This is a genomic window from Nocardia sp. NPDC059228, from assembly GCF_042754245.1.
In the GTDB taxonomy this organism is placed as follows: Bacteria; Actinomycetota; Actinomycetes; order Mycobacteriales; family Mycobacteriaceae; genus Nocardia.
In genome coordinates this window covers 785,832-797,327 of record NZ_JBHZAL010000001.1, presented here as the reverse complement: position 1 = coordinate 797,327, position 11,496 = coordinate 785,832, and the positions used below count along the sequence as shown (strand labels likewise).

General features: G+C 71.3%; 10 protein-coding genes. 7 read left to right on the top strand and 3 right to left on the bottom strand.

The window, feature by feature from the left end:
• The first annotated feature begins 166 nt into the window (after positions 1–166).
• On the top strand, positions 167–328 hold the full coding sequence (locus tag ACFXKA_RS03400; protein WP_167659831.1) for a hypothetical protein: 162 nt from the start codon (positions 167–169) through the stop codon (positions 326–328).
• Positions 329–416: 88 nt separating this feature from the next.
• On the opposite strand, the gene ACFXKA_RS03395 is transcribed toward ACFXKA_RS03400, so the two are convergent.
• A complete protein-coding gene (locus tag ACFXKA_RS03395) occupies positions 417–734 on the bottom strand; it encodes a DUF3017 domain-containing protein (RefSeq protein WP_354830246.1) in 318 nt (105 codons plus the stop codon).
• A 38-nt stretch (positions 735–772) separates the two neighbouring features.
• On the opposite strand from ACFXKA_RS03395, the gene ACFXKA_RS03390 reads away from it, so the two are divergent.
• Entirely contained in the window at positions 773–1,237 is a 465-nt protein-coding gene (locus ACFXKA_RS03390; protein WP_379381857.1) for a tRNA (cytidine(34)-2'-O)-methyltransferase, read from the top strand.
• Between the two features lie 10 nt (positions 1,238–1,247).
• Here ACFXKA_RS03390 and ACFXKA_RS03385 read toward each other — a convergent pair whose 3' ends face one another.
• Positions 1,248–1,508 (bottom strand): DUF167 domain-containing protein, encoded by a 261-nt coding sequence (locus tag ACFXKA_RS03385; protein ID WP_379381855.1) that lies wholly within the window; start codon positions 1,506–1,508, stop codon positions 1,248–1,250.
• A gap of 140 nt (positions 1,509–1,648) precedes the next feature.
• Here ACFXKA_RS03385 and ACFXKA_RS03380 point away from each other — a divergent pair, with 140 nt between their 5' ends.
• Positions 1,649–2,638: a hypothetical protein gene (locus tag ACFXKA_RS03380; RefSeq protein ID WP_379425749.1), complete on the top strand. Its 990-nt coding sequence runs from the start codon at positions 1,649–1,651 to the stop codon at positions 2,636–2,638.
• Between the two features lie 105 nt (positions 2,639–2,743).
• Here the strand turns inward: ACFXKA_RS03380 and ACFXKA_RS03375 are convergent, their stop codons facing one another.
• Complete coding sequence (locus tag ACFXKA_RS03375) at positions 2,744–6,100, bottom strand: error-prone DNA polymerase (RefSeq protein ID WP_379425747.1); 3,357 nt, start codon at positions 6,098–6,100, stop codon at positions 2,744–2,746.
• 182 nt (positions 6,101–6,282) lie between these two features.
• Between ACFXKA_RS03375 and ACFXKA_RS03370 the strand changes: the two genes are divergently transcribed.
• From ACFXKA_RS03370 to ACFXKA_RS03355, 4 genes are all read left to right on the top strand, one after another.
• Complete coding sequence (locus tag ACFXKA_RS03370; RefSeq protein WP_379425746.1) at positions 6,283–7,317, top strand: SDR family NAD(P)-dependent oxidoreductase; 1,035 nt, start codon at positions 6,283–6,285, stop codon at positions 7,315–7,317.
• 196 nt (positions 7,318–7,513) lie between these two features.
• Positions 7,514–8,695: a hypothetical protein gene (locus ACFXKA_RS03365; protein ID WP_379425744.1), complete on the top strand. Its 1,182-nt coding sequence runs from the start codon at positions 7,514–7,516 to the stop codon at positions 8,693–8,695.
• A gap of 185 nt (positions 8,696–8,880) precedes the next feature.
• A complete protein-coding gene (locus tag ACFXKA_RS03360) occupies positions 8,881–9,633 on the top strand; it encodes a hypothetical protein (RefSeq protein ID WP_379425743.1) in 753 nt (250 codons plus the stop codon).
• Between the two features lie 178 nt (positions 9,634–9,811).
• Entirely contained in the window at positions 9,812–11,449 is a 1,638-nt protein-coding gene (locus ACFXKA_RS03355; protein WP_379425742.1) for a DNA polymerase Y family protein, read from the top strand.
• Positions 11,450–11,496: the final 47 nt, after the last annotated feature.

Here is an 11,496-nt window from a genome sequence, read left to right as displayed (position 1 = left end):
GTCCGCTGTATCTCCGCTGCCTCACCGGAGGCGCGTTACCCCGCGTATCGTGTCAGTTTCGCGCGAATTGCCGTGACGCGCTTCCGGTTTCACATACATGACACCTCCGTAACCGACGGCCCGGAATGCGTGTGCGCAAGGCTCGGCACACGTAATGTATTCAGGCATGACCGCCGCATTCGATGACATGGATCTCCGCGATCTCGTCGATCTGCTCTCCGAGGACGAGCAGCGTGAACTTCGCCCGGCCATACTCCGTGTCCTGCACAGACTCCCGGACCAGGAAGTGTTGCGCCGTGAGCTCGGCCGCCGCATAACCTCGGTCTAGCAATCCCCCAGCGCCGCGGGTTCGCGGCCACCCTCCGATCGAACATTCAGTGCCGCGACTCCGGTCGCGGCCCCGACCTCGGCGCGGTCTAGGTGACGCCGAGGCTGCTGATGGTCGCGGCCAGCGTGATGATCGCGCCGCCCAGCACCGTCAGCCAGGCGACGTCGAAACCCTTGCTGCGCACCGCGAGCAGACCGGCCCGGTCGGTCGGCAGAATCAGCCGCAGTGCCGCCGCCAGCAGCGTCCCGCCGCCGAAGAAGAAGGTGCCGCGCCGCCAGCGGTCCCAGGCCAGGAAGACCACGGCCACCACCAGCACCACCGCTACCAGCAGTATGGGCAGATTGCCCCGGACGAACTCCCCCGCGCGACTGCTACGGCTCTCGGGTGCGGCATGGGCTGGAGTCACCGGACGAGCTTATCCGGCCCTCTGCGATGCTGGAGCCCGTGTTCCATCTCGTGTTCTTCGAACCTCGCATCCCCCCGAATACCGGCAATGCCATTCGGCTGGCGGCCGGTACCGGCTGCGAACTGCACCTGATCGAACCGCTCGGCTTCGACCTATCCGAGCCGAAGCTACGCCGGGCCGGGTTGGACTACCACGACCTGGCCGTTGTCACCGTGCACAAGAGTCTCGCCGCCGCGTGGGATGCCATTCGGCCCGAACGGGTCTTCGCCTTCACCGCGACGGCCACCACCCACAGCACCGATGTCGCCTATCGCTCGGGCGATGTGCTGCTCTTCGGGCCCGAGCCGACCGGGTTGCCCGAGGAGGTGCTCGCCGATCCCCGCGTCACCGAGCAGCTGCGCATCCCGATGCTACCGGGCCGGCGCTCGATGAATCTGTCCAATGCCGCGGCCGTCGCCGTGTACGAGGCCTGGCGGCAGCTGGGTTTTCCGGGCGCGGTCTGAGTCTCCGGGATCAGTCGTCGATTTCGAAGCGCTTGAAGCGGGAGGTCGCGCCGCCGGTCAGGCGGACCGCGGATTTGGGGACGCCGTAGTGGGCGGCCAGCAGCTCGATGGCTGCCTTGTTGGCCTTGCCCTCCACCGCCGGGGCGCGCACGTACAGCTGCAGCGCGCCGTCGTCGAGGATCTCGACCAGGGGCCCCTTCTTGCTACCGGGTTTGATGGTCGCCCGGACCACTGTCGACACGCCGCACTCCCTTCCCGCGCCCGACCCCATTGTCGCGGACGGGGTCCGGGTTAACAGGTGGGGCCTGCGATACCACGCACAGGCTCGAGGTCAGCGATCGAGGCGGGGACGTCGTAGTGTCGCAGGCGATGCCGCGGCGGCAGGAAGGTCGCCCGGGAAGGAAAGTTCAGATGGTCAAGCGTTTGCTGTTGCTGCTGTCGGCGGTGGCGGGGGTGATCCTGCTGGCGACGGGTACGGCCGCGGCCGGGCCGGTCACCGTTCACGACGATTCCAAGGTGCTCGATGTCACCAAGGTGACGAATGCCGCGCTGCAGCTGACGGATCCGGTGCAGATCTTCACCACCGAGAAGTACTCCGACGATCGGGCCAAGTTCGACACGGAGACCCAGACCCACGTCAAGAATCCGACCGACGTGGTGCTGGCCATCAATACCAAGACCAAGTGGCTGACCATCCGCACCGGCGCGAATTCCCACATCCGCGACACCACGCCCGCGGGGACCGCCTTCGGAAACGCGCTCGGCAGCGGCGATTACACGGGTGCGACCATCGCGGCGCTGGGCGCTTTGAAGACGGCCGCCGATCAGGCCGCGCCCACCAATGTCAAGGCCGGCAACCCGGCCCCCGCGCACCAGCCCGCCGCCAAGCCCGAGAGCAAGAGCAGCGGCTGGGGCTGGCTGGGCCTGCTGTGCCCGATCCTGGTCATCGGCGGCATCATCGCGGCGGTCGTCGCGTTCGTCCGCCGTCGCCGTGGCACCCCGCAGCCCCCGCCCGCCCCGTTCGGCGGCGGTGGTTTCGGCGGCGGCTACGCCCAGGGTGGCCCGGGCTACGGCGCCCCGCCCACGCCGCCCTACGGCGGTGGCCGTCCCGGCATGAGCCCCGGCGCTGCGGCCGGTCTCGGCGCGGTCGGCGGCGCCCTGGGCGGCGGCCTGCTCGGCTACGAACTCGGCCGGATGGAAGGCGAACACGAGCGCGACCGCGGCCCGGAATACGGCCCGCCCCCGGAGTCCGGCGGCTACGGCGGTTACGACCCCGGCCCCCAGGAGTGGGGCGGAGGCGGCGGCGACTACGACTTCGGCGGCGGTAGCGATTTCGGCGGCGGCGACTCCGGTGGCGGCGGTGACTTCGGTGGCGGCGGCGATTCCGGCGGCGACTTCTAGCCGTTCGCCGATCCAGGCGAAAACCCTTGGCGCGCCCTGCATCTCACCCGAAGTGCGGGGCGAGCCGTTCGATGCGACAACGAAATATGGTGCCGGCGGCCGCGTTCAGCGGAAGTCGCGGGAACGGCCCTCGATGCGCAGGTCCATGCGCTGCAGATGGTCGGCGACGATGGTGACCGCGCCCTCGGCGTTCTGCACCCGCCCGCGGATGAGCAGGGCGGGCGCGGTGGTGGCCAGGCGGCGGTAGCGGGCCCACAGGCCGACCGCGCAGACCACGTTCACCATGCCGGTCTCGTCCTCCAGATTGAGGAAGGTGACCCCGCCAGCGGTGGCCGGACGCTGCCGGTGGGTGACCGCGCCGCCGACGAGAACCCGGGTGCCGTCGCGAATGTCGAGCAGTTGCGCGGCGGGGATGACGCCGAGCGCGTCGAGGCGCTCGCGCAGGAATTCGGTCGGATAGCTGCCGGGCGAGACGCCGGTGGCCCACACGTCGGCGGCGGCCAGCTCCAGTGCGCTCATCCCGGGCAGGGCGGGTGCGGCGGTGGCCGCGCCGGTGCCGGGCAGCCGGTCGGGCCGTTCCCCGGCGGCCGCGCCCGCCGCCCACAGCGCCTCGCGGCGGGTGCCGCCGAGACTGGTCAGCGCGCCCGCGGTGGCCAGCGCTTCGGCCTGTGGCACGCTCAGCTCCACGCGCCCGGTGAGGTCGAGAAACGTGGTGTAGGGCCCGATTTCGCGGGCGGCCACGATCTGTTCGGCCAGCTCGGTGCCGATGTGCCGGACCGCGGCCAGCCCCAGCCGGATCTCCAGGCCCCGCGCCTCCAGGGTCGCCTCGGCCAGGCTGTGGTTGATGTCGGGCCCGTGCACCACCACCCCGTGCCGTCGCGCGTCGGCGACCAGCGACTGCGGCGAGTAGAACCCCATCGGCTGGGCGCGCAGCAGTCCGGCGCAGAAGGCGGCCGGGTGATGGAGCTTGAACCACGCCGAGTAGAACACCAGTGAGGCGAAACTCTGCGAATGGCTTTCCGGGAAACCGAAATTCGCGAAGGCGTACACCTTCTCGTAGATGCGGTCGGCCACCTCGCCGGTGATGCCGTGCAGGTCCTTCATGCCCTGATAGAAGCGGGCCCGCAGCCGTTCCATCTTCTCCGGTGACCGTTTGGATCCCATGGCGCGGCGCAGCTGATCGGCCTCGGCGGCGGTGAATCCGGCGACGTCCACGGCCATCTGCATGAGCTGCTCCTGGAACAGCGGCACGCCGAGGGTGCGTTCCAGCGCGTTCTCCAGTGCCGGATGGTCGTAATCGGGCTTCTCCCTGCCATTGCGGCGCCGGATGTAGGGGTGCACCGACCCGCCCTGGATCGGTCCCGGCCGGATGAGCGCCACCTCCACCACCAGGTCGTAGAAATTCCGCGGCTTCAGGCGCGGCAGGGTCGCCATCTGCGCGCGGGACTCCACCTGGAAGACGCCGACGGAGTCGGCGCGGCACAGCATGTCGTAGACGGCTTCCTCGCCCAGGTCCAGCCGATGCAGTTCGACGGTGTGCCCCTTGTGCTCGGCCACCAGGTCGATCATGTAGTGCAGCGCCGACAGCATGCCCAGCCCGAGCAGGTCGAACTTGACCAGTCCCGCCGACGCGCAGTCGTCTTTATCCCACTGCAGCACACTGCGATCGGCCATGCGCGCCCATTCGGTCGGGCACACATCGGCGATGGGCCGGTCGCAGATCACCATGCCGCCGGAGTGGATGCCCAAATGCCTTGGCAGCCCCTCCAATTCACCGGCCAGCGCGAGCACGTCGCCGGGGATGTCGGTGTGCTGCTCTTCCGCCACGCCCGTCCAGCGGCTCACCTGTTTGCTCCAGGCGTCCTGCTGTCCGGTCGAAAAGCCCAGGGCGCGTGCGGCATCCCGCACCGCGGAGCGCCCGCGATAGGTGATCACATTGGCCACCTGCGCCGCGTACTCGCGCCCGTATTTGGCGTAGACGTGCTGGATGGCCTCCTCGCGCCGATCCGATTCGATGTCCACGTCGATGTCGGGCGGCCCGTCCCGCTCCGGCGACAGGAACCGTTCGAACAGCAGCTTGTTGGCGACCGGGTCCACATTGGTGATGCCGATGGCGTAGCAGACCGCCGAATTGGCCGCGGAACCCCGGCCCTGGCAGAGGATGTCGTTGTCGCGGCAGAAGCTGACGATGTCGTGCACGACCAGGAAGTAGCCCGGGAAGTGCAGGGTGGCGATCACGTCCAGTTCGTGTTCCAGCTGCCGGTAGGCGTCCGGGTTCCCGGCCCGGGGTCCGTAGCGGCGGGCCGCGCCGCGGAGGGTGAGCTCGCGCAGCCACGAGTTCTCGTCGTGGCCGTCGGGCACGTCGAAGGGCGGCAGTTGGGGCGCGATCAGCCGCAGGTCGAACGCGCAGTCCCGGCCCAGCGCAACGGCATTCGCCACCGCCTCGGGGCAGGCGGCGAACAGCCGCGCCATCTCGTCGCCGGAGCGCAGGTGCGCGCCGCCGGTGGGGGCCAGCCAGCCGGCCATGTCATCGAGGCTGGAGCGGGCCCGGATGGCGGCCAGCGCCATGGCTCGGCGCCGGTGCGGCGGGGCCGCGAAATGCGCCCCGGTGGTGGCGAGTACGGGCAGCCCGACCCGGTCGGCGAGGGCGATGAGCCGGGCATTGCGCTCATCGTCCTCGGGGATGCCGTGGTGGGTGAGCTCCACGCTCACGTGCTCGCGCCCGAACCGGTCGATCAGATCGCGCAGCGCCGCCTCGGCTGCCGCGTCGCCCTGCTGAAGCGCCTGTCGCACAGTCCCTTTGCGGCAGCCGGTGAGAATGTGCCAGTGCCCGCCCGCCGCGGCGGTGAGCCGTTCCAGGTCGTAGCGCAGGATGCCCTTCTCCCCCGCCGCCATGTGCGCGGCGGCCATCTCCCGCGACAGCCGCCGGTACCCTTCCTGCCCGCGCGCCAGCACCAGCAGGTGCGGTCCGGCCGGGTCGGGTGTGCCGGTACGCGGTTCGGAATTCAGTGCGTCCGACTCGGATTCGCGGCCGCGCCGCCGCCCGCGGGGCGCCAGGTGCGCACCGGCGCGGGCCGCGGTTCCGATGGACAGCTCGGCGCCGAAGATGGTCGGCATCCGCCATTCCCGCGCCGCCTCCGCGAACCGCACCACGCCGTAGAACCCGTCGTGGTCGGTCAGCGCGAGGGCCTCCAGGCCCAGTCGCACGGCCTCCTCCACGAGTTCTTCGGGCTGGCTGGCGCCGTCGAGGAAGCTGTAGGCCGAGTGCGTGTGCAGCTCGGCGTACGGCACCGCCGATCGCGCGACCCGCCCGAGTTCCCCGGCCTCGTACTTCTCCCGCTTCCGTGACCAGGCCGGGCTGTCGCCGCCGTCGCCGTCGACCGACTTGCGCGCGGGATCGGGCCGTCCGGACAGCACCCGTTCCATCTCCGCCCACGAAGGCGGGCCGTTGTGCCAGCCCATGACGCACCTCCTTCCGCAATCCGACCGGTCTCGAGTATCGAACATACATTCGAAACCGATTGGTCTCTACAGCGGCACGCGCCAAATCCCCGGAGGCCGATTCAGGGGTGGGCAACCACACCGTGGCGCGGTAACTTACTTTGGAGTAAGTTCGAGGCAATTTCACCTGCAAGGGAGCAGAAATGATGGCATCGCGAAGCGATTCGGTCAGGGGTGGCGGCGGGGCGACGGGCAGGCCCGACAGCTCGGCCGACAACGGCACCGGTTACCTGGCCCGGCGGCGCGCCCGCCGCGATCTGGCCGGCAAGCACGTCGTCATCACCGGCGCATCCTCCGGCATCGGCCGCTCGGCCGCGCTCGCCGTCGCCGAGAAGGGCGCGGTCGTCATCCTGCTGGCCCGCCGCGCCGACGAGCTGTCCACCGTGGTGGACGAGATCACCGCCGCGGGCGGCGCCGCGTTCGGCTACCCGTGCGATGTCACCGATCAGGACTCGGTCGACCGGACCCTGCAGGCCGTGCTCGACACCCACGGGCACGTCGACATGCTGGTCAACAATGCCGGCCGCTCCATCCGCCGCGCCGTGCACCGCTCCACCGACCGCATGCACGACTTCGAGCGCACCATGGCCGTCAACTACTTCGGCGCGGTGCGCATGACCCTGGGCCTGCTGCCCGGCATGCGGGAGCGCCACGACGGTCACATCGTGAACATCTCCAGCGCCGGCGTCCAGGTCGCCACCCCGCGCTTCGCCGCCTACCTGGCCAGCAAGGCCGCCCTGGACAAGTTCGCCGAGGTGACCGCGGCCGAAATGCGTTCCAGCAATATCACTTTCACCACCATCCACATGCCGCTGGTCCGCACCCCCATGATCGCCCCGAGCGGCGATCAGGGCGCCGGCACCCAGTCCCCGGAGTGGGCGGCGGCGCTCATCGTGCGGGCCCTCACCGAGCGCCCCCGCCGCATCGACGTGCCGCTCGGCACCCTGGCCGAGTACGGCTCCATGTTCGCGCCCGGCATCAAGGAGCGGGTCCTGCACCGCTACTACCGCGCCATCCCCGACTCCCCCGCCGCCAAGGGCGAGGCGGTGCCCGAACCGGAGACGGCCGACGTGGACATCGTTGTCCCGCAACGCCGCCGCACCGTCCCGCCCGCGGTCCGCGTCACCGGAACCGCCCTGCGCCGCGCGGCCCGGCTGGTCCCGGGCACCTACTGGTGAGCACCCGCTGACCCGGGAACCGCCCTGCGACACCCGGCGCTCCACGCCGCGGCACACCGAAGCCTGTGCGCCCCAAGGGTTGCCGAGAGGATCGGACCTGGCAGGATCTCGGCATGACCGAGGTCTGGCAGCCGGATCCCTGTTCTCGCGACCCGAGCTCTGGGCCGCGAGCTTTCTCGACGAGTACGCCTCCGATGTGCCCGGCGGGGACCGCGCCGACCGCGAGGAGGAGTACGACGACTTCGAGGCGGAGTACGACCTCGGCGACGGGTACGTATTCCGGGTCGCATCCGGCTTCTACGGTTCCTCGCTGACCCTGCGCCATCCCGGCGCCACCGGCCCGGTCGAGCTGGGCTGGGACGATCTCGCGCACTGGCATCCGCACGCCCTGCGCTGGTCCGAGGTCGACCTGATCTGCCGGGCCACCGCACTGTCCGACCCCGACGCGGCCTACCCCGGCCCGCACCTGGCCCTGCTCGGCCGTTTCGCCCCGCTGTGCACCGACGCCGACGCCGCGATCGCCGTCCCGCTGCTGCGTGAGGTATTCGCCGCCCTGCCGGGCCTGGACCCCTATCAGCGGCGCGCCTATGCCGCGCACGGCGATATCCGGGCATTCGGCGTGGATTGGCTGCAGGACGACGAAACCGGTTGGTGGTACCTCGATTACGTCGAGCAGCCGGACAATCCCTATCGCGATGATCCGGACTACCCCGCCGGCGACCTGTACTCGATGCGCGACCCGGACGATCCCGAATTCCCCTTCGCCGCACTGGCAACCGCTGTCGACCGGGCACGCGCCCGCTGCGCGGCCGTCCGCGACCAGCCCTGGTCCAGACACCCCGAGGTGGAGGCGGCCGCCCGGACCTTCGCCGCCGATCCGACAGCGGCGCATCGGACAGCCCTGACCACCGCGCTGCACACCGTGGGTTGCACCGACCGGTCCGTCCTGTCGGCGCTGTCCCCCGGCGCGGGTGAACTCCGCGCCCTGGTCATGACCGAACTCCTCCTCGGCGTCGACCCGCACACCCTGCCGCGAACCCGCTCCGGCCACACAGCCCCACCGCCTCGCCGCTACCACGCCCACGCCTACCTGCCCGTTTCCTCCTCCGAAGCCCCTCGAAACGGCCCGGCATCACAGCTGAAGCCTCTTCTCAACGCCGCCCTCCGGGCCGCCGGACTGGGAACCACCAAGCACGGACCCGCCCGCGTGGGCCGCAGGGACGGCAGCTGGGTCGACGATCTCCCCCTGACAGTGATCGACGATTGGCGCGCGGCGATCGAAGTAATACGCGATGTCCTGCTCACTGCCGAAGCTCCGGCAGGCAGCAGCATCGAAATAACCCGCCACGGCGAAACCGTGGTGATCACCCTCGACTGACTCCCCGCGCTGACGCTCGGGCAGCGTGACGGATACGGCGCTTGATCACACGCCTCTTGACGCGTCCTGGGATTCGAGTTCTACTGTGCATTGATCGAACAAATTTTCGATTATGTTAGGTAGCTGGCTCGGTGCTGGCTTGCGTTGCCGAGGTTGGGTCCCGTCGACTGGGAGGTGGTCACTGGATGGGTGCGGCTGCGGAGGCCAGGCGGGCGCAGTTGGCCGAGTTGCGGCGGCGGATGGCCGCCGTGCCCGCGCGCGGGGCCGAGGTGGCGGCCCATGTGCCCGTGTCCGAGGAGCCGCGGCGGGAGTCCTTGCCGGTGCCGGGCGCGCTCGAAAACCTTTTACCCGATGGCGGATTGGCCAAGGGGTCGGTGGTCGTCTACAACGGCGCGGGGTCGCTGATCTCGGGGCTGCTGGCCGCGGTGACGAGCTCCGGGGGGCATGCCGCGGTGGTCGGGCTGCCGCGGCTGGGCTTGCTGGCCGCCGCGGAGATGGGGGCCCGGCTCGACCGGCTGGCGGTGGTCTCCGATCCCGGACCGGACCCGCTCGAAGTTGCCTCCGTATTGCTGGATGGCCTGGACCTGGTGGTTCTCGGGCTGAACGGTCTCGCCGTCCCCATGTCCCGCGCCCGCATCCTCGCCGCCCGCGCCCGCAGCAAGAACTCCACCCTGATGGTGACCAACGGCTCCTGGTCCGGTTCCGCCCTGCACATCGACACCCGGGTCGCCGGATACAGCGGCCTGGGCCGCGGCTGCGGCCGCCTGCGCACCGTCCGCCTCGACGTCTCCGTCCGCGGCCGCTCCGCCCAACCCCGCTCCGGCCACCTGGCCCTCAGCCCCGCCGACGGTCGCGTCGAATGGGTCGCCACCCCCGACCCCGCCCGGCCCGCCGCCGCTCCCGAACCACTGCGCCCGGCGCGTCATGTCGCGTCCTGACCGATCGCCGACCGCCGCCCCGACCGCCGCCGGCCAGGCGATAGCGCCTGCGGCGCAGCGGGTTTCCCGCGCCTTCCGGGTGCCCCCATGTGTGGGCGGGCGTCGTGTCGCGAGCTGACCGCCGCGATTGTCGTCCGGCTGCCTACCGCTGCGGTAGCGCCGCGAGAGCAGGCCGGTCGTGAAGGCGCGGCGGGTGCTCGTGGTGTGGTGCCCGGACTGGCCCGCGGTGGCTGCGGCCGCCGAGGCGGGCACGGAGGCCACTCGCGCGGTGGCGGTGTTCGCGGCCAATCGGGTGGTGGCCTGTACGGCGGTGGCACGGGCGGAAGGGATCCGCCGGGGTCTGCGAAAGCGGGAGGCTCAGGGCCGCTGCCCGGATCTACTGGTGGCACAGGACGATCCGGATCGCGACGCCCGTCTGTTCGAATCCGTGGTGGCGGCCGTGGACGCGACCGTGCCGGGCGTGGAGGTGCTGCGCCCGGGCATGCTGGCGCTCTCCGCGCGCGGCGCGGCGCGGTTCTTCGGCTCCGAGGAGGCCGCCGCCGAGCGCCTGGTGGACGCTGTGGCGGCGGTCGGCGTGGAATGCCAGATCGGCATTGCCGACGAGCTGTCCACCGCGGTCTTCGCCGCCCGCCGCGCCACCCTGGTCCCGCCCGGCCGGGGCGCGGAATTCCTTGCGCCCATGCCGGTTTCGGAGCTGGCGGTGGAACCGGTGCTGGCCGCGCCGCAGCGCGTCGAACTGGTGGACCTGCTGCACCGGCTGGGCCTGCGCCGCATCGGCGACTTCGCGGCCCTCACCCCCGCCGAGGTGGCGTCGCGGTTCGGCGCGGACGCGATCATCGCGCACCGCTGCGCCCGCGCGGTCCCGGAGCGCCCGCCCGCCGCTCGCCTGCCCGCCGCCGACCTGACCGTGGAGCACCGCTGCGATCCCCCGATCGAACGCGTCGACATGGCCGCCTTCGCGGGCCGCCTGCTCGCCACCGAGCTGCACACCAAGCTCTCCGCCGCCGCAGTGGCCTGCACCCGCCTGGTCATCCACGCCGAAACCGAAGCGGGCGAGGAGTTCTCCCGCATCTGGCGCTGCGCCGAACCGCTCACCCCGGACAGCACCGCCGACCGCATCCGCTGGCAGCTCGACGGCTGGCTCACCCGCCGTGCCCTCGATCACGGCCGGACCCGCGCCGCGGCTCCCGGTTCACCGGAGGCGCACGACGACTGGGATGCCGGCCCGAACGCGGCCGTCACCCTCCTGCGCCTGGAACCCGTCGAGGTGGTGTCGGCCGGCGCCCTGCAGCTCGGCCTGTGGGGTGGGGTCGGCGAGGACGAGGAGCGGGCGCGCCGCGCGCTGATCCGGGTGCAGAGTCTGCTGGGCGGTGACGCGGTGCGCATGGGTGTGCTCAGCGGCGGCCGCGGCCCGGGGGAGCGCATCACCATGGTCACCCTCGGTGACGAGCCGGTGCCCGCGACCGATCCGGCCCAGCCCTGGCCCGGCCGGCTTCCCGAGCCCGCTCCGGCGCTGGTGCTCACCCATCATCCGGAGGTGCGCCTGGAGGCTGCCGACGGTTCCCCGATCTGGGTCACCGAGCGCGGCCTGTTCACCGCTGATCCTGCCCACCTGCACTGGGGCAGCAGCTCCTGGCGGCTGACCGGCTGGGCCGGACCCTGGCCGGTCGACGATCGCTGGTGGACACACCGTTTCGAGCACGGCTTCGCCGCCCGCGCCCAGGTGCAGCTGGACGCCGAGGACGCCACCCGCCTGCGCGCGCTGCTCCTGCTCGGCTACAACAGCGCCTGGCATGTGGAGGGGCTCTACGAGTAGACGCCGCTCAAATGCCCTGCGGCGGTGCTGCTCAAATGCCCAGCGGC

Excerpts from the sequence above, each read along its gene's own strand:
- ACFXKA_RS03370 (WP_379425746.1), top strand. The coding sequence starts at position 6,283 with ATGATGGCATCGCGAAGCGATTCGGTCAGGGGTGGCGGCGGGGCGACG.
- ACFXKA_RS03400 (WP_167659831.1), top strand. The coding sequence starts at position 167 with ATGACCGCCGCATTCGATGACATGGATCTCCGCGATCTCGTCGATCTG.
- ACFXKA_RS03380 (WP_379425749.1), top strand. The coding sequence starts at position 1,649 with ATGGTCAAGCGTTTGCTGTTGCTGCTGTCGGCGGTGGCGGGGGTGATC.
- ACFXKA_RS03375 (WP_379425747.1), bottom strand. The coding sequence starts at position 6,100 with ATGGGCTGGCACAACGGCCCGCCTTCGTGGGCGGAGATGGAACGGGTG.
- ACFXKA_RS03360 (WP_379425743.1), top strand. The coding sequence starts at position 8,881 with ATGGGTGCGGCTGCGGAGGCCAGGCGGGCGCAGTTGGCCGAGTTGCGG.
- ACFXKA_RS03385 (WP_379381855.1), bottom strand. The coding sequence starts at position 1,508 with ATGGGGTCGGGCGCGGGAAGGGAGTGCGGCGTGTCGACAGTGGTCCGG.